The following is an 18,992-nucleotide window of genomic DNA, read 5'->3' as shown; positions in this document are numbered from 1 at the left end:
AAAAAGAGAAAGTAGCACGTACCTTCTCTTTTTTAATAAAACGTATTATCTTCAATCCAATATTCGTATTCCTCAGCTTCTTCATCACTTAGCTTTTTACCGTTTATGTAGACTTCATGCCACTCGTATACTTGCTTATGAATATATGTATAAAATAGGATACGTACATGCTCTTTCTCCGAATAGTCATAGCCTTTAAACTGAATAATATGATGGTTATCTTCTTTTTTAATATACGTCCACGTTGGATGATCCGTAAATGCTTCTAACGTTATGCCTTCATCGCTGTACCTCATAATGTCTTTGGCATTTGTTTTAGTAGGCAAATAGGATAGACCATAATCAGCTCCAATACTAAAAGCAATAACAAGTGCGTTTAATCCAATTAAACTACCGATGTGTGTGCCACCTTTATCTTTTAAATAAAGAATTTGTTTTTCTTCTGGAAGGTCCATAGCGGACTGTACCAGTTTAAAAGCATGCTTATAGTACCAACGATTAGCATTTATCCCTATTACGACGGCAATCACCAAATAAAAAAGTACTTCAACCAGAAATGGAACATCAACGATATATGTTGCAACAAGCAGTGGGATATCAATGAGCGCAATAATTAAAAAGAGTTTGTATAACTTCCGGTAGGCAAGCCAGAATGGGAAAAATAAAAATGCCATCCAGTTCCAGCTGTTATTTTCAGCCGGGTCTGCAACCGAGCTCCATTTTGTATGGTAGTAAGAGGTATTGGTTTGCACTACTTTATGCTGAGCATCAAGTGATAAAGGATGGGTTGTGGAATCTTTCATCTAAGTCCTCCTTTCTTTTTTTCTTTCTCATCCAATCTAGAATACGCCATTCATACAAATGAAACAAGTATGTTTATCTGTTTAATAGGTAGTTTTTAGTCCGTATAGTAGGTTGCTTTCTTCAAATTAAAAAATAGTATAGGGAAAATGTTTTTCAGTGTATAATAGATACACTGTAAGAGTAATAAGTAAAGGCAGGAACATATATGAAAACGAAATGGAAAATGAGGATACGCACAAAGATTTTAGGTGGCTATTTCTTTATTGTTTGTAGCTTATTTATAGCTATTATTCTTTTAAATAACCAAATTAAGTCTTTGCAACAAGAGCGAAATTTTATTATTGATCATGATATTCAAATTCATGAGTTAACAGGCCGAATCGAAAATAGTTTGTTGAATATGGAAACCGGTCAACGAGGCTATGTGCTCACAGGGGACTCAGTTTATCTAGCACCTTATGAACAAGGACAATCTCAATGGCTAGATGACTATAATAAGTTATATCAGCTATTAGATGATAATTCTCAACGAGAGAAGCTAAAGGAAATAAAGTCAACGATTGAAAGTTGGATTGAAAACGCTGGAGAACCAACAATTAAATGGCAGCAAGAAGGTAACACCAAAGAGCTAGAGTCGTTTTTCGAAGTAGATTCCGGCCGTCGCTACATGGATGAAATGCGAAGTCAGTTTAGTTCGTTTCGTGAAGCGGAAAAAGCAATGACCGAACAAAGAGCAGCAGAATTAGATAACCAAAATAAAAATATTACTCTAGGCATGTATGGTCTCCTTTTATTTGTAGCCTTATTTTCAATGATAATGGGCCTTTTTTTATCAAAGTCGATTGTTAATACAATGAAAGAAGTGACAAATACAATCAGGGAAATTGCTACATCAAAAAACCAGTTGAATACACGGATTGCCGTGAAAACAAATGACGAAATAAAAGAGCTGGGAGATGCAACTAATGAGCTGCTAGATAGTGTAGAAAAGCGAAATTGGCTTCAAACAAATCTTGCAGAAGTTGTGACGATGTATCAAGGCATCACGTCTGTCCGTACATTAGCGGAACAGTTTTTAATAACAGTCTCTAAAATAACGGGTGCTTCATATGGCGCCTTTTACATTCGAAATGATGAGCACGATAAGATTGAGTTTGTAAAGGAAGCCAGCATTGCTGATCGATTTGAAGACGTAGGAAGAGAATCATTTAAAATGGGACAAGGGCTTATTGGACAGTGTGCATTAGAGAAGAAACAGTTATATTTAACAGATTTACCTGAAGGGTATCAGTTGATTGGATCAGGCTTAGGTGCAACCGTACCTAAGAGTGTGTTTATTGCCCCTGTTTTATTTGAAGGTGAAGTTATTGCAGTTATAGAATTAGCAAGTTTAGAAAACTTTACTGCGCTTGAAAAAGAGCTTATGAATCTGGTGATTGAGACGTTTGGATTGACGATAAATAGCGTTACGAGACGAATGGAAATTGCTCGATTACTGTCAGAATCTCAAGCAATGACTGAAGAACTTCAAGCACAATCCGAAGAGCTTCAAACGCAGTCCGAAGAGCTACAGATGCAATCCGAAGAGCTTCAAACCATTAATGAACAGCTAGAGGAGCGCACGCGAGACGCAGAACATCAGTCTGAAGAGCTTTTGGTCGCTAAAAAAGAGCTAGAAGAAAAAGCAACTCAACTTGAATTAAATTCACAATACAAGTCTGAGTTTTTAGCAAATATGTCTCATGAGCTGCGTACCCCTCTTAATAGTATATTAATTTTATCAGAGATGCTTGCAGAAAATGGAGACAACAGGCTTACAGGTGAAGAAGAAGAATATGCGCGTATTATTCATTCTTCAGGCAGTGATTTATTGGGGTTAATTAACGATATCTTAGACCTATCAAAAGTAGAAGCAGGAAAGCTAGAGCTACTTTTAAGCGAAGTAAATATGAGCGAGCTTCCACAACAGCTAGAGCGTCAGTTTGCTCATGTATCGGAAAAGAAAAATGTAGCTTTTCATGTATACAAAGAAGATGATGTACCGAATCTGTTTATAACAGATGAAAAGCGTGTTCAACAAATTTTGAAGAACTTGCTGTCCAATGCTTTTAAATTTACTCATCAAGGAGAAGTATCTATTTTTATTCGACGAGCAAGTGAAAGCATCTCTCATCCAATAAAGAAATTGGTGGATTCAAACTGTTGGCTCGAGTTTGAAGTAAGAGATACGGGAATTGGTATTCCTAAAGAAAAGCATGAACTGATCTTTGAAGCTTTTCAACAAGCGGATGGTGCCACGGTTCGTAAGTACGGTGGTACAGGTTTAGGGTTGTCTATTTGTAGCGAATTTGCAAAGCTTTTAGGTGGTTTTATTACGCTTCATAGTGAAGTAAGCAAAGGAAGTTCATTTACGCTTTATTTACCAAGCTTAATTAATGGAGCTGTGGATTATACTCAGCTAGAAGAAGCGTACAGCCAAGTGGCAGTAACGTTTAATGAAGTAGAAGTTATGGAAGAACAGCCGGAAAGCACAATTGAAGATCAAGAAGAAAATACTTCGGCTAAAAACGACTCAAACGTATTCAAAGGAAAGAAAGTACTAATTGTTGATGATGATCAGCGAAATATTTTCGCTTTACAAACAGCATTGAAAAAACAAGGAATGGACATCATCACGGCTCAAAATGGCCTTGAGTGTTTAGAAATTGTAGAGTCAAAAGAGCATCATATTGACTTAGTTCTAATGGACATTATGATGCCATATATGGATGGATACGAAACAATGCAAAAGATTCGTCAAGAGTTGGAACTAAATGATTTGCCAATTATTGCATTAACCGCAAAAGCGATGAAAAATGATCGGGAAAAATGCTTAGAAGCAGGGGCGTCTGACTATATTAGCAAGCCGTTAGATCTTAGTCAGCTATTTTCGGTGATGCGCGTGTGGTTAGCAAACTGAGTAAGTAATGAAAAAGGATGTTACGTATGGATACAAATCAACTAGAAGTAAACGAGGCATCATATAAATCAAATCTAGAGCTGGAGTTGCTATTAGAGGCGATTTATCGACTATCTGGATTTGATTTTAGAAAATATGCCCAGTCCTCTGTATATCGACGAATTCAAAACCGAATGAACATTGATGGCATTCCAACGATTTCGAGAGTAATTGAAAAAGTTGTGCATGACGAGGAATTTCTAGAGCAAATTTTAAACGATTTATCAATTAATGTAACAGAGATGTTTAGAAACCCAACGTTTTTTAAAGCATTTCGTACGAAAGTCGTTCCCTTACTAAAACAGCATAAAGAAATTCGAATTTGGCATGCTGGCTGTGCAACGGGTGAAGAAGTCTTTTCAATGGCTATTCTGTTACAAGAAGAGGGATTGATTGATAAATCAGTTATATATGCAACAGATATGAACGAAGAAGTCCTTCAAAAGGCAAGACAAGGAACATTTTCGCTTCGCAAAATGAAAGATTATACCAAAAACTATATACAAGCTGGTGGAACCGAAGCATTTTCACAATATTACCAAACCGATCATCTCTATGCTTATTTTCACCGAAGTTTATTGAAAAACATTATCTTCGCACAGCATAATTTGGTAACGGATCAGTCATTCAATGAATTTCACGTTATCATTTGCCGCAACGTGCTCATTTATTTTACAAATGAGCTTCAAGAGCAAGTATATGATTTGTTTTCAGAAAGTTTATGTGAAGGTGGATTTTTAGGACTTGGAGATAAAGAGACGCTGCGTTTCTCAGCTGGAGCTGAATTGTATGAAGAATTTGTAGGAAATGAGCGAATTTATCGAAAAAAAGTCACATAAAAAAGGTCGAGAGCGTGCTCTCGACCTTTTTAAATAGCTTTAGCTTGAACAAGCAGTAAACACATGTCATCAGGTTGATTTTCACGCTGTTCGGGAGGAAGAATTTGATCCATGATAATGGAGGTGTCTTCCCACTTTTGAGAGGTAATTAATTTTAGCTGTTCAGTTGCCTCCACTTCGGAAGGTCCCATCGCCTCTAACGCACCATCTGTAAATAATAAGAGCTGAACGTCCTCTTCAAATGATACTATAAACTTATTGACGATAATGTCATCAAAAAAACCAACGGCACAGCTTCCTCGCTCCAACGGCAAAACGTCCTTCCCATCAATCAACATAAAGCCCGGAGGATGCCCTGCGTTTACGTATTCGACTGTTTTATTCTTTGTATCAATCACAATATAAATACCCGTGAAATAATAAGGAATATGATCTTTTTCAGTATGAAGTAGAGTCATATAGCGATTTAATTCTTTAATTACAAGCTCAGGGTCAACAAGAAGTTTAATGGCTTCTCTGAGAACAGATGAGATAAACATACATACAAGAGAAGCTGAAATTCCGTGCCCCATCATATCAAATAAGATAATTCCATATCGATGCTTATCAATTTTATGACAGTAATACATGTCACCTGCTAGCTTAAAAGATGGTAAATAGGACACGTCCATTTTAATATCATCTTCTTTTAATAATTGACTAAGAAGGTTTCGCTGAACGTTTGTAGCTAAATCAAGCTCTGTTTGAATCTTCTTTTCGTGCTCAGAGTGCCAGTCAAGCTCTGATTTCAGCCGAAGCGCAACTCGTATGCGAGCTAGCAATTCTACTTTGTTAATGGGCTTGGTAATATAGTCGCTTCCTCCAGCGTCCAGCGCTTCAACAAGCTTGGAAGAGTCCTCAAGAGCCGTGACGAAAATAATGGGGATGTTCCTCAAACGCTCGACGGTTTGAATACGGCGACACGCTTCAATACCATCGATTTCAGGCATCATAATGTCTAATAGAATTAAATCAACAGGCGGTGTTTTTGCATGAAGTTCATCCACTTTTAGATAGGTGAAAAGCTCTTGTGCTGATGTTAGTGATACGGTATCAGTATAGCCGGCACCTTTTAAAATTTTATCAATTACAAATAAGTTGACGGAATTATCGTCTACCAATAAAATGGCCATTCTTTATCTTTCCCCTTATCTTGTTTGAAGACTATTCAGTTTTCAAGCATACATTTTCTTTTAAGCTATATTATACAAAACTTATAAAGCTTATGGTATTAACATCCCTTAATGTGAGTAATAAAAATTTTCTTCCACGGAAATAAAGGAGATTATAATAGTGAAAATGTAATAATTTTCTAGAATACGAAAGTGAAATAAGGTAATATGTAAATATTGGATAAAGAAAGGAAGGGTAACATTGAAAAAAGGATTTTTATGGGGCGCTAAGATTGTTGTTTTTATATTATTAATTAGTAGTATATATCTATCATATACGCAAAGTAACGATCCTTATCGCTTTTTTACAGGATTAGGGAGTGAAATTTCAATCTCTCCAAATGACGATCGCTTTTTATTTTCATATTATAAAGATGGAAATGAGCAGGTTTATCGTTCGAGTATAAGCGGAAAGGATGTGCAGCAGCTTACAACGTCGAGTGAAACTCGCAGTCATACACCCCGCTATTCAAGTGATGGCAAAAGAATTTTATTTTTAACAAAAAAACCGGGTGTTGATGAGCCAAACGTTCTTAACGTTGCGAATGCGGATGGGCAATCTCTTCAAAAGATTAGTGATGATTCTCTACACGTAACGGACGCCGTATTTTCAACGAACAGTCAGCAAATCTATTTTATTGGAATGCCAGCTTCAGATCTTGGGAAATTAGAAGGAACAGAAGAAGGTGGAAATAATCTCTACGCCGCAGATGTACAAACGGGAAAGGTTAAGCAACTAACAAAGAAAGACTATTTTGTCATGAGTGATTTGGCAATTGATGATGAAAAAGTTTATTATAAAATTCCTAACGATCAAGATTATAGTGATGAGCTATACGAGTATGATATAAAGACAAAAAAAGAGCAGGCCGTTACGCAGCTTAAATTACCTGGAGATATGTATGAAACAACATTTTCTCCAACTGGGAATCAAGTAGCTTATACAGCAGTCTCACAAGAATCTGAAAACAGTTCATTATACGAATATGAACTATTTTTATTCGATGTTCAATCAAATAACACAGAGCAGTTAACAACGTTAAAATCCAGCGTGAATTCTCCTGTATTTTTTCATAAGCGAAATAAAGTTGCCTTTCTACATGATACGGCCTGGGCAGCACAGCCTGAAGAGTATAAGCTAAAAACCATTGATTTAAAAACAAAAGAAATACAAGAAGTAGAGTTAGCAATTCCTAAGGATGCGAATAATGAGGTGCTGAGCAGTTTAGTTGGCTATATAGGAAACGTGTACACAATTGCACTATTATATGTCGTACTACTTTCTTTATTTACGTATTCGTTTCGTAAGGATAAACCATACTTAATACCGATTATTAGTCTTAGCATTGCGATTGTAGGAGTTATAGCAAGCTTTGTTACAGCGGCTGTTTTCGATCCATGGGCAGGCATTGGAATAGGGACGCTATCAATTGGCATCGCGGCATGCAGCATCATTTTATTTCTTGTTGCGTTTTTCATAAAACAGGTGACAACAAAACGTAATCATTCACTCTAATAATAGTTGCAGCAGGTACAGGCGAACTGTACCTGTTTTTTCTATTTGAAAAAACAGGTATAATAAGGTGAACCGTTTTCATAAAGCAGGGGGATTAAAGAATGAAACCAAAAATTAGCGATGTGGCCAAACGCGCTGGCGTATCACCAACGACGGTATCTCGCGTTTTAAATAATCGAGGGTATATTAGTGAAGAAACAAAAGCACGGGTGCATCAAGCGATGAAAGATATTAACTACTTCCCGAATGACGTAGCGCGTTCCCTATTTAATAAGCGAACAAACGTCATTGGTTTAATCTTTCCAACCGTTTCCAATCCATTCTTTGGTGAACTGACGTTTTACATTGAAAATATTTGTACTAAATTAGGGTACAAAGTGCTTTTGTGTAATAGCTTAAACCGAGTAGATGAAGAAGAGAAATACGTTGAAATGTTAATGCGTAACCAAGTGGATGGAATTATTGTTGGGACGCATAACCGAGGTATCATTGACTATCACAAAGAACATCTTGCCGTTGTAGCTATCGATCGGAATTTATCTGACACTATACCAGTTGTTAGTTCAGATAACTATGCAGGTGGAAAGTTAGCGACAGAATTGTTGCTGAAAAAAGGATGTCACCATATTGTTCATTTAAATGGACCAGTCGAATTAGAAACGCCAGCGAGGTTTAGACGAAAAGCATATGAAGACGTCATGAGGCAAAGTGGAAAAGAACCAATTACTTATGAAATTCCCGCAACGTTTGATCGCCGCAGTCAACAGGGGATAATTAAACAACTGTTTGATGAACAAGTTAACGTAGATGGGATTTTTGCTAGTGATGATGTCATTGCAGCTTCGGTTTTACGAGAAGCTAAGAGGCGAGGAAGAGACGTTCCTAGTGCTTTAAAAGTAGTTGGATATGATGGCACAGATGTAACACAAACGCTGCTTCCAGAGTTAACAACTATTAAGCAGCCGATTGAACAAATTGCTCAAGAATCTGTTAATCTACTGCTAAAAGCTATTGAAGGAAAGTTTGAGGAAATGCCTTTAGAAACCAAGCTACCTGTTCAGTTATTGGAAGGAAGCACAACGTAACCATACATAGCCTAAAATAGGCTATGTGCTTTTTTTATGTCAACCCGTTGACATGTGAAACCGGTTGACATAGAATGTAATTGAAAGTGCTTTCAATTGTTGGGAGAATGAGTACACTTCAAAGGGGTTAGAGGGATGAATAAATCTAAAAGTTTGTATTGGAAGTTAAGCGCTTATTTTTTCTTTTTCTTTTTTACATGGTCATCGAGCTACTCATTATTTTCTATTTGGCTTGGACAAGAGATGAATTTAAACGGCGCTGAAACAGGTATTATCTTTTCTGTAAACGCTATCTTTGCTCTTTGTATGCAGCCGATTTATGGATATGTTTCTGATAAAATTGGTTTAAAGAAAAATATTTTATTTTTTATTAGTACGCTACTGGTGTTTGTAGGACCTTTTTACGTATTCATCTATGGCCCATTGCTCCAAGCCAATGTAATAGTTGGAGCAGTAGTAGGGGGATTATATCTTGGGGTGGCCTTCTTAGCAGGAATTGGAGCTATCGAATCTTATATTGAAAAAGTCAGTAGAAAGTATAGCTTTGAGTATGGAAAATCGAGAATGTGGGGATCTTTAGGCTGGGCGGCAGCGACGTTTTTTGCAGGGCAACTGTTTAATATCAATCCCAATATTAATTTTTGGGTCGCTTCTGTATCCGCTATCATTCTGGTTTTAATCATTTTATCGGTCAAAGTTGAAATGACAGATTCAGAGATGAATAAAGCCGAATCTGTGAAAATGAAAGACGTTTGGAATCTTTTTTTATTGAAAGACTTCTGGTTCTTCATGATTTATATACTTGGCGTTACGTGCATTTATGGCGTATATGACCAGCAATTTCCCATCTACTATGCATCCTTATTTCCAACGGAGCAGTTGGGAAATCAAGTTTTTGGTTATTTAAATTCATTTCAAGTTTTCTTGGAAGCTGGAATGATGTTTCTAGCACCTTTTATTGTTAATAAGCTTGGGGCAAAGAATAGCTTAATTCTAGCTGGCTTTCTGATGGCACTTCGCATTATCGGCTCTGGTTTGGTTGGTGGGCCAATTGGGATTTCATCTATGAAACTCATTCATGCACTTGAACTACCAATCATGTTAATTGCTATTTTTAAATATTTAGCAGCTAACTTTGATACACGTTTATCATCTATTCTTTACTTAGTTGGCTTTCAGTTTGCCTCACAAGTAGGAGCCTCTATTATGTCTCCTCTTGCAGGAAGGCTATACGATTTAGTTGGTTTTAGAACTACGTATTTAATTATGGGTGGATTTGTATTGTTTTTTACAATTCTATCAATCTTTACATTGTTAAATCATAAAAAGAGAACTGGCCTGAAGCAAGCTGACAACGTACCTAAAATAGTGTAGGGGGAATGAATATGTTAACAACAAATGGAATTCAACAAGCAACAGAAGCAGTGGAACAAGCAAAGAAAAAGGTAAACAACCGTCATCGTCTCGGCTATCATATTATGGCTCCAGCAAATTGGATCAATGATCCAAATGGTCTCGTTCAATTTAAAGGAGAGTATCACGTCTTTTATCAGCATCACCCTTATGATGAGAATTGGGGTCCGATGCATTGGGGACATGTGAAAAGTTCAGATTTAGTAAATTGGGAACATCTTCCGATTGCACTTGCTCCAGAAGATGCTTGTGATAAAGATGGCTGCTTTTCTGGTAGCGCAGTTGATAATGATGGAGAGCTTACGCTAATTTATACCGGTCATCATTATATCGATAAAGAAAAAGACTTGTTTTATCAAAATCAAAATATTGCAGTTAGTACAGATGGAGTACATTTTAAAAAAGTAGTAGAAAATCCAGTTATTGAAAAACCACCAGCAGATAGCTCTCATCATTTTCGTGACCCAAAAGTATGGAAGTACGAAAGCCACTGGTACATGATAGTAGGAAATGCTAAAAACAACATTGGCCGCGTTATTTTATATCGCTCTCCAAATCTTCGAAACTGGGAGTATATTGGGGTACTGGCAGAAGGAAACGAGCACCTTGGTTATATGTGGGAATGTCCAGATTTCTTTGAGCTTGATGGTAAACATGTGCTGATGATATCACCACAGGGGATAAAAGAAGATGGAGACCACTATAAAAACTTGTTTCAAACGGGCTATATGATTGGAGAGTATGAGTATTGCCAGAACAAGTTTACTCACGAAGAATTTATTGAGTTAGATCATGGTCATGACTTTTATGCCGTTCAAACATTTTTAGATGATAAAAACCGCCGCATTGCCATTGGGTGGATGGATATGTGGGAATCAGATATGCCTACAAAGAAAGATGGTTGGTGCGGTGCCCTTACATTACCTAGAGAACTTACGCTTGCAGCTGATGGAAAGATAAAAATGGTGCCTGTGACAGAAGTGAAAAAGCTTCGAAAAGAGCAGGTATCAGCAGCTAAAGATAAAATGATTACCTCTACGTATGAAATGAATGTTCAAGAGTCAATGTTTGAGTTTCAAGCTGAGATGGATTTAGTAACTGCGGAACAAGTAGAGATAGTACTTCGGGGACAGAAGAATGAGGCCACGGTTCTTACCTATAACAAATCTACAAATAAGCTCACGCTTGATTGCTCTAAGTCAGGAAAGAAAAAAGATGGAATTCGTCGCGTTAAACTAGCAGCTAGCAATCAGCTGAAGCTACGCATTTTTGTTGACCGTTCTTCAATTGAAGTATTTATTAATGAAGGAGAAGCTACGATGACAAGCCGTATTTATCCAACAGAGTCCTATTGCAGTGTAGAATTTACGAGCTATTCAGGAAAAAGTATGCTGAAAGAAGCAACGTGTTGGAAGTTAAAAGATATTTGGAATGAGAAATAAGCAAAAAGCACGGGACTATTTCCGTGCTTTTTGCTACTTTGCAAAATTATTCTCAATAAATTTTGTTCTTCTTCAACTGTGGGCGTGCCATTCGGTTATACGCTTACTTATCAAAGCTTTTACTACGACTTTTTCTCATAGTTTCTATTCTTTTTATTCATTTCACTTATCGAATAGGTAGATGTACACTAGTTTTGATTCAATTATTACTACATACGTATTACATACAGCTAGAAGGAGGTGCATAATATGGTGATTTTACTTGGTTTACTGCTGCTTATGTTTTTTGCTTATCTAGGCTGGTCTATTATCTGGGTAGCGCCTGTGGTAGCAACATTCGTGGCTTATTTTAGCGGATTGGACGTGCTTCCTACGTATGCCGATGTGTATATGGGAGGATTCGTTGATTTTGCTGCGAAGTGGTTTCCAATTTTCCTATTAGGAGCAATTTTTGGGAAGCTAATGGAGGATACAGGAGCTGCTAAATCATTGGCACAGCGAATTGCAAAAGTATTTGGCAGCAAACGAGCAATTCTTGGTGTATTAGTAGCATGTGCAATTTTAACATATGGCGGCGTGAGTTTATTTGTTGTTGTATTTGCTATTTATCCACTTGCCATTGCGTTATTTCGTGAAGCGAACGTTTCGCGTAATTTGCTGCCAGCGACAATTGCACTTGGAGCGTTTACTTTTACAATGACAGCGATTCCAGGAACGCCACAGATTCAAAATTTAATCCCAACTGATACGTTTAAGACAGATGCGATGGCAGGTTCCATTATTGGAATAGTGTCGGGCTTAATGATGGCAGTCGGGGGCTATTTGTGGTTAGCTTATCGTGACAAAAAGCTAAAGGCCAAAGGTGAGGGCTTTACAGAACCAGCTGGATGGAAAGAAGAAAGGAATGATAAACCAGCAGGGAATTTTGTTGTTGCATTGCTTCCATTACTCGTGGTTGTTTTTACTCTTAACATCTTGAAGTGGGAACCAATTATCTCTTTATTAATTGGGATTGTCTCTATTTTTATTTTAAATGCCAAGCAGTATAAAACATTTGTTTCATCTGTTAATGAAGGAGCCAAAGGTTCAGTAATGGCAGTCATTAATACAAGTGCTGCTGTTGGGTTTGGATCAGTTATTACAGCTGTTCCTGAATTTAAAGATATTACAAATTTGCTTCTAAACGTATCAAGCAATCCGCTTGTTTCAGAAGGACTAAGCGTACAGGTGCTTGCAATGATTACCGGTTCAGCATCAGGTGGTATGGGAATTGCGCTTCAAGCATTGGGAGATACCTGGTATCAGCTTTCTCAAACTGGAGCAGTTAGTGCAGATGCGCTACATCGTATTGCCAGCGTGGCATCAGGTGCCTCTATATTACCTCATAATGGGGCATTATTAACACTGCTTGCCGTAACGGGTTTAAGACATAAAGAAACGTATAAAGATGTATTTGTGGTTGCGTTAATTATCCCAACGCTTGCATTAATAGTAGGGATAATGCTAGCAGCAGTTGGAATTGTATAAAAAGTAGGAGGAGATTAGCATGATTAAAGATCAAGTTATTGTTATTACAGGTTCAGCACGTGGGATTGGATTTGAAATTGGAAAGCAATTTGCTGAAAATGGTGGAAAAATTGTTCTTTCTGATATTAATCAAGACGCAGTCGAAAAAGCAGCAGCGTCTCTTCGGGATTTAGGTTACGAAGCAATTGGTGTAAAAGCAGACGTAACCAGTGAAGAAGAGATTAAAAACTTAATTGATACAGCTAACAATCACTTTGGTGCAGTTCACACAATCATAAACAATGCTGGCTTACAGCACGTATCACCAATTGAAGAGTTTCCGACTGAAAAGTATGAATTGATGCTCAAAATTATGCTAACAGCTCCATTTATGGCGATTAAGCATGCGTTCCCACTTATGAAGAAGCAAGGTTTTGGTCGCATTATTAATGTTTCATCTATTAACGGGTTAATCGGCTTTGCTGGGAAAGCAGCATACAACAGTGCTAAGCACGGCGTAATTGGTTTGACAAAAGTAGCGGCATTAGAAGGTGCTGAGCACGGTATTACCGTGAACGCTTTATGTCCGGGCTACGTTGATACTCCACTTGTTCGTGGTCAAATGGAAGACTTAGCAAAAACACGTAACGTACCATTGGAAAGCGTATTAGAAGAAGTCATCTATCCACTCGTACCACAAAAACGCTTACTAGACGTTAGTGAAATTGCAGATTATGCAATTTTCTTAGCAAGTGACAAAGCTAAAGGTGTCACAGGTCAAGCTGTTGTAATGGACGGCGGTTATACGGCTCAATAATGAAAAACCTATCGAATCGCTGAAACCGATTTGATAGGTTTTTTATTGTTTCTTGTCCGTAGAAGAAGTTAAAAAAGCAAGAAGCTCCTTTAAGGCAAATGACATATATTTTTCTTTACGCGTAATAACGCCTAGTTCCCACCTTAATAATTCATCATGAATAGGCACAGTTGTTACGGAAGGGTCCGTTACTTTTTTAGACAAAGATTCAGGCAGGATACCAATGCCCAGCTTTGCTGCGATTAACTCAATAATTAAATCCCACTGTGAAGTTTTATAAGCAATATTAGGCATAAAGCCGGTGCGTAAAGTCTCTTGAATTAGCCGGTGATGAAGGGTAAACTCTTCGCTAAACATAATGAATTTTTCATCTTTTAGCTGTTCAAGCGTTACGAATTGGCGGCTAGCAAAAGGATGGCTTTCGTGTACATAAAGTAAAAATTGCTCTTCAATAAAAGGATAAATATGAAAAGCATCTTGGTGCTTGTTAACTGGAAGCATAATAATTCCCAAATCCACTTGATCTTCTTCAACAAGCGTTTCGATTCGCTTTGCGCCGTATTCGACTAGTTCTAGCGAAACATTAGGATAAAGGTCATTAAACCCTTTGGCGATTCTAGGGAAAAACAACGTACCAATAAGCGGTGGAATCCCGAGCTTTAGCTCGCCGCTTTGTAAATTCATTAAGTCATCAAGTAGGTTAGGGAGCTTATCTAATGTAGAAAGCGCTTTTAATGCTTGGTTATAAACAACTTGTCCAGCATCAGTTAGCTTTAGCTCACGCATTGAGCGGTCCAGTAACTCAACACCTAGTTCTGTTTCAATTTTTTTAACGGCTTTGCTTAGCGCTGTTTGTGATAGATGAACAGCAGCAGCAGCTTTTGTAAAATTTTTATGGTTGGCTACCTCAATAAAATAGTGTAAATCTCTAATTTCCATATGAAACCCCACATTGTTGTTTGTCTACTTTCATTCTAGTGAGTCGTGTGCAACTTGTAAATGGCTTAGCTAAAAAAGAACTCCTTTCTAATTGAAAAGAGCTATGGTCAAAGAGAGGTATCCTGCTTTTTTGTTGTCAATCGAAGCGGCCCCATAATGAACCAAATAAATATGGAGGAAATAATTGCTACAAGCCAGTAAATGAGCCAAAACGCATCTTGAAAGGGAACGATAAAAAAAGCAGATCCAATTAATATAAGCATAATAAAAGAGCATTTACAAAAGCGATAGAAGGAACGCCACTGCTCTTGTTTTCTAACTTCGCCTACTAACGTTATTTTTTCGGGAAGCGTACCGTTGTTCCAACGATAGTTCGCCCACTGGTCTGCCCACTTGATGGTTTGATGACCATAAACGATTGAAAAGGCAATATATGCTGCTGATAAGCCGTGAAAAAAGGTTGGCTTGGTTCCGTTTGACAAATCCATAAACGTAACTCCGAGCAGAAATAAATCGATGAGCGGTGTTGCTGCTAATAGAATAAGAGAGAGCTTTTCTTTTTTCCACACGTATCGAGAAAGCAAGCCTAGGGATAAGAACATCCAAAACGCTACTTCTCCAAGTATAATAGCTAGAAAAATCGGATTCATCTACCTTATTTCCTCCTTCTTAATTCAAGGTTAGTTGTATCCCATATGACAACCACCTCAACTAGATGCTTTTATAGAATTAAATTCTCAATCATAATACGGAACTATTAAATCTAATAAATAGGAAAAATCCCTATACTCCCACTATACGTATATCAAAAGTATAACTTCTTGTTTTAAATAAAGTAACACAATAAAAGGAAAAAAAATCATTTTTTAAAGTCGTAGTAAAAACTCAGGCTAAAGTTGTAGAAAAACATGCCAAAAGATACGGCAGGTGATGGATACGATAAAAGCTCTTTGCTCATACAATGAAGGTAGAAAGAAAGAGAGCGTTAGTAACAGAGGAGGAAGCAATAATGCTAGCTAAACAAAATGTTGAAACGAAAAAGCATATGTTTAAAGAATACTGGAATGAAATAATCAAAGCCCTCATTGCAACGAAATAAAAGGAGGAACGAATATGATTTACGTAAATGACTATGTAGTAAAAACCATTCACGAACTACACGTGCAGGAAGTTGAGCGAAAACGATTTTACCTTACTATATTTAAGCGCCAGCACTGAGCATCTTATTAATAATTTCTTCAGTCATATGGTATGATAACAAATATCTTGAATTGAAGAGGTGCGAAAATGAAAATTGAAGTATGGTCAGACTTTGTTTGTCCGTTTTGTTATATTGGAAAACGTCGTTTAGAAGATGCTCTTGCGCAGTTTCCGCATAGAGACGATGTTGAAGTAGAATTTAAAAGCTTTGAGCTTGATCCAAATGCTCCGTTAAATACGGGTCAAACTATTAATGAAGCGTTAGCCAAAAAGTATGGTATGACGGTTGAACAAGCGCAGCAAGCGAATGAAGGTATTGGCCAGCAGGCTAAAAGTGTTGGATTAACGTTTAATTTCGATAACATGAAGCCGACGAATACCTTTGATGCTCACCGTTTAGCAAAGTTTGCTAAAACAAAAGGTCTAGAAGAAGCAATTACTGAAAAATTACTATATGCGTATTTTACGGACTCAAAAGATCTTGGGGATCGTGATGTGTTAGTAAGCGTAGCGGAAGAAGCTGGGGTGAATCGCTCAGAAGCTTTAGCAGTTCTAGAAGATAAAACAGCTTACTCAAATGATGTTCGTATTGATGAAAGCTTAGCCCAGCAATACGGCGTAACAGGTGTTCCGTTTTTCGTAATTAATCAAAAGTATGCAATTTCAGGTGCTCAGCCAAAAGAAACGTTCACTAGTGCTCTTGAAAAAGTATGGGCAGAAGAAAACCCTGCTCCTAAGCTACAGGATTTGTCTGGAGATGGCTCTGCAGATGCAGCCTGTGTGGATGGCAATTGTGCCGTTCCACCAAAAGATGAACAATAACTAGTGAGTTGTATCACAAAAAAAGAGGAGCCTAAGCTCCTCTTTTTTTTAATGGAATAGTTTCTTCACTTTTTCTTCGTCGTTTAGATAATTTGTAGCCAATTCTTTTAATGACTTTTCATTTGAGAAATCGCTTAGCTGTTTACCATACCAGCCTTCCAGCTCCTCTTTTGTAAGCTTATATTCAGCATTATCAAATTGAAAGATAATCCAATCTACATTTTGAATTAATGCGAAGATAAAGGTAGCGTTATAAATAGCTACTTTCTCACGCTCATTGTCTGCTCCACTGATGTCTTCATATGTTAAATGGATACCATACGGCTGTTTTTTTGTCTGAAGCTTAAGCTTTTTAAACTCTTCTTCATGTAAGAGTTGGTGAACAATATGTACCACTGCGCTATTATCTCCGATGTAGGAATCTTTAAATTCGAATAAATTTTTAGTCGTATTAGCTGAACTACAGCCGTTTAAAAGGAGTAGTACCGATAAGGAAAATAAAAATAGTTTCATATACTTAAGCAATTTTCGACCTCCTGATTTATCTCCAATCCCCATTGCTAATCGTAACATAGATGAGAACTCAATTGTTAAAATTAAACAAATATGTAGCGCTCTTTCAAGAAATCAGCTTGAGTTTCACAATATTGACAATAGAAATAAATTGAATATTTTGGTAATGTATAAGTGGGACAACTGGGAAAAGGGGTATCTATGAAAATAGTATTTATAAGACATGGTAAATCTGCTTGGAAAGAAAATAAAAAAATAAGCAGTGAAGAATTTCGTCAATGGGTGTCAGCTTATAACGAAAAAGGCGTTCAGGAAGAAAAAGAGTATCCGCAGTCAACTGTCGAAATTGTTGCTAGCAGCGGCATCGTACTAACGAGTGACTTAAAAAGAAGTCAACACTCAGCTAATCTATTGACGAGAGGATCACGCTTAAACTCAGACAGCATCTTTAGAGAAGTAGAGCTCCCTCAATGTACATTTGGTCAGTTCATTAAATGCAAACCAGCTGTTTGGCTTGTCATGTTAAGACTTTTATGGATGGCTGGTTATAGTCAGTCATGTGAATCTTACAAACAGGCGAAAAAGCGAGCGAAAATTGGAGCAGAACGCTTAGTTCAATATGCCAAAAATAAACAGACAGTTGTCCTTGTTGGTCACGGATTTTTTAATCGTTTACTCGCAAAAGAACTGGAGAAAATGGGCTGGGTTACATATGAAAAAATGAGCAGCAAACATTGGAAATGCATTACATATGAGTTTGTCATGGAGTGAAGTATGAGCAGTATAGATGAAAAACAGATAAGTTGTTGGTAATATGGATTTAAACTTGTATAAGGAGGAAGATACTTTGTCAACATTACAAGAAGAAATTCAAGACTATAAAAAAGTATTTAAGCAAAAAGCGTCCAAAGAAAAGCAAGAAAAAATGAAACAAGCCACAGAAGAGCTTGAGAAATCAGGTATTGCTCAAGGTTTAAAAGTTGGTAATCAAGCACCTGATTTTACACTATTAGATGCTACTGGCCAAAAGGTTTCATTCAAAAACCTCCTTCAAAAGGGACCTGTAATTGTAACATTCTATCGCGGAGGTTGGTGCCCTTATTGTAACCTTGAATTAAAAGCTTACCAACGTGAACTTACAGCAATTAAAGAAGCTGGTGGGGAACTAGTTGCTATTAGTCCTGAATTGCCAGATTCTTCGTTATCAACAAAAGAGAAAAATGAACTTGAGTTTATTGTTTTAAGTGATGAAGGAAATAAAGTAGCAGAAGAGTTTAACTTGGTGTTTAAAATGCCGGACTATTTAATTGATTTGTATAAAGAGTCAGGCCTTGATGTAAGTGGACATAATGGAAATAACGACTGGGAACTACCAAAGCCAGCTACTTTTGTTGTTGACCAACAAGGTAGAGTGGTATTTGCTGACGTTGATTCAGATTATACAAAACGTACAGAACCTTCTAAAGTTATAGACGTGTTAAAAAATCTATAAATACCAAAAAGTCACCTGTTTTATCAATAGAGCAGGTGACTTTTTTGAGAATAATATTGCATTATGCTGTTCAACTACATCGTTGAATTACATAGAAGTTATGAACAATTCAGAAGCATAACGTTTTGAAATGCTTATTTCCTGCCCTCATCATTCTTCTTCTACAATTTTACCTACAGAAAGAATTGTAACGTCTATGAAGTCAGCATAAATTTTTCGTTTTGTTTCCATAACTGATTTTGTTTGATATTGGCGATGGTACGTTACGTTTTGTCTACAGTCCCTAATTTGACCAGCAATTCTTACAATGTCTTCATAAGAAACAGACTGAAGAGATTTTTGGATATTATCAAGTGTTTCTTCTGTACGACTGAGTGTTAAGGTGTCTTTTCCAT

General features: G+C 37.1%; 16 protein-coding genes. 11 read left to right on the top strand and 5 right to left on the bottom strand.

Translation table 11 applies throughout. The features are described from left to right. Positions 1-32: 32 nt before the first annotated feature. Positions 33-803, bottom strand: coding sequence for a DUF2628 domain-containing protein (locus NIZ91_13560; GenBank protein USY53780.1), 771 nt, complete (start codon positions 801-803; stop codon positions 33-35). A 206-nt stretch (positions 804-1,009) separates the two neighbouring features. On the opposite strand from NIZ91_13560, the gene NIZ91_13555 reads away from it, so the two are divergent. After that, positions 1,010-3,763: an ATP-binding protein gene (locus NIZ91_13555; GenBank protein ID USY53779.1), complete on the top strand. Its 2,754-nt coding sequence runs from the start codon at positions 1,010-1,012 to the stop codon at positions 3,761-3,763. Positions 3,764-3,789: 26 nt separating this feature from the next. After that, positions 3,790-4,641 (top strand): protein-glutamate O-methyltransferase CheR, encoded by an 852-nt coding sequence (locus tag NIZ91_13550; protein USY53778.1) that lies wholly within the window; start codon positions 3,790-3,792, stop codon positions 4,639-4,641. A 29-nt stretch (positions 4,642-4,670) separates the two neighbouring features. On the opposite strand, the gene NIZ91_13545 is transcribed toward NIZ91_13550, so the two are convergent. Beyond that, positions 4,671-5,813, bottom strand: coding sequence for a fused response regulator/phosphatase (locus NIZ91_13545; GenBank protein ID USY53777.1), 1,143 nt, complete (start codon positions 5,811-5,813; stop codon positions 4,671-4,673). Between the two features lie 241 nt (positions 5,814-6,054). Between NIZ91_13545 and NIZ91_13540 the strand changes: the two genes are divergently transcribed. From NIZ91_13540 to NIZ91_13515, 6 genes are all read left to right on the top strand, one after another. Beyond that, the gene (locus tag NIZ91_13540; protein USY53776.1) at positions 6,055-7,368 is read left to right on the top strand and encodes a DPP IV N-terminal domain-containing protein; all 1,314 of its coding nucleotides are present in this window, start codon (positions 6,055-6,057) and stop codon (positions 7,366-7,368) included. Positions 7,369-7,469: 101 nt separating this feature from the next. Then, on the top strand, positions 7,470-8,453 hold the full coding sequence (locus NIZ91_13535) for a LacI family DNA-binding transcriptional regulator (protein USY53775.1): 984 nt from the start codon (positions 7,470-7,472) through the stop codon (positions 8,451-8,453). A 135-nt stretch (positions 8,454-8,588) separates the two neighbouring features. After that, entirely contained in the window at positions 8,589-9,827 is a 1,239-nt protein-coding gene (locus NIZ91_13530) for an MFS transporter (GenBank protein ID USY53774.1), read from the top strand. 11 nt (positions 9,828-9,838) lie between these two features. After that, on the top strand, positions 9,839-11,308 hold the full coding sequence (locus tag NIZ91_13525) for a sucrose-6-phosphate hydrolase (protein ID USY53773.1): 1,470 nt from the start codon (positions 9,839-9,841) through the stop codon (positions 11,306-11,308). Between the two features lie 249 nt (positions 11,309-11,557). After that, on the top strand, positions 11,558-12,835 hold the full coding sequence (locus tag NIZ91_13520; GenBank protein ID USY53772.1) for a GntP family permease: 1,278 nt from the start codon (positions 11,558-11,560) through the stop codon (positions 12,833-12,835). A 19-nt stretch (positions 12,836-12,854) separates the two neighbouring features. Further along, positions 12,855-13,631, top strand: a complete 777-nt coding sequence (locus NIZ91_13515) for a 3-hydroxybutyrate dehydrogenase (protein ID USY53771.1) — start codon at positions 12,855-12,857, stop codon at positions 13,629-13,631. Positions 13,632-13,673: 42 nt separating this feature from the next. Here NIZ91_13515 and NIZ91_13510 read toward each other — a convergent pair whose 3' ends face one another. Both NIZ91_13510 and NIZ91_13505 read right to left on the bottom strand, forming a co-directional pair. Continuing rightward, positions 13,674-14,570, bottom strand: coding sequence for a LysR family transcriptional regulator (locus tag NIZ91_13510; GenBank protein USY53770.1), 897 nt, complete (start codon positions 14,568-14,570; stop codon positions 13,674-13,676). 107 nt (positions 14,571-14,677) lie between these two features. Further along, positions 14,678-15,220 carry a hypothetical protein gene (locus tag NIZ91_13505; protein ID USY53769.1) on the bottom strand — a complete coding sequence of 181 codons (543 nt, stop codon included), beginning with the start codon at positions 15,218-15,220 and terminating at the stop codon, positions 14,678-14,680. Between the two features lie 637 nt (positions 15,221-15,857). On the opposite strand from NIZ91_13505, the gene NIZ91_13500 reads away from it, so the two are divergent. Beyond that, positions 15,858-16,592 (top strand): DsbA family oxidoreductase, encoded by a 735-nt coding sequence (locus NIZ91_13500; protein ID USY53768.1) that lies wholly within the window; start codon positions 15,858-15,860, stop codon positions 16,590-16,592. Positions 16,593-16,640: 48 nt separating this feature from the next. Here the strand turns inward: NIZ91_13500 and NIZ91_13495 are convergent, their stop codons facing one another. Beyond that, positions 16,641-17,117 carry a DUF4825 domain-containing protein gene (locus NIZ91_13495; GenBank protein ID USY53767.1) on the bottom strand — a complete coding sequence of 159 codons (477 nt, stop codon included), beginning with the start codon at positions 17,115-17,117 and terminating at the stop codon, positions 16,641-16,643. A 189-nt stretch (positions 17,118-17,306) separates the two neighbouring features. On the opposite strand from NIZ91_13495, the gene NIZ91_13490 reads away from it, so the two are divergent. Both NIZ91_13490 and NIZ91_13485 read left to right on the top strand, forming a co-directional pair. Beyond that, complete coding sequence (locus NIZ91_13490) at positions 17,307-17,876, top strand: phosphoglycerate mutase family protein (protein ID USY53766.1); 570 nt, start codon at positions 17,307-17,309, stop codon at positions 17,874-17,876. A 76-nt stretch (positions 17,877-17,952) separates the two neighbouring features. Then, positions 17,953-18,597, top strand: coding sequence for an AhpC/TSA family protein (locus NIZ91_13485; protein USY53765.1), 645 nt, complete (start codon positions 17,953-17,955; stop codon positions 18,595-18,597). Positions 18,598-18,992 lie beyond the last annotated feature (395 nt).

It is taken from the genome of Bacillus sp. 1780r2a1, assembly GCA_024134725.1.
Taxonomy (GTDB): Bacteria; Bacillota; Bacilli; order Bacillales; family Bacillaceae_H; genus Priestia; species Priestia aryabhattai_A.
The sequence above is the reverse complement of the archived record's forward strand: the minus strand, read 5'-3'. Positions and strand labels throughout refer to the sequence as shown.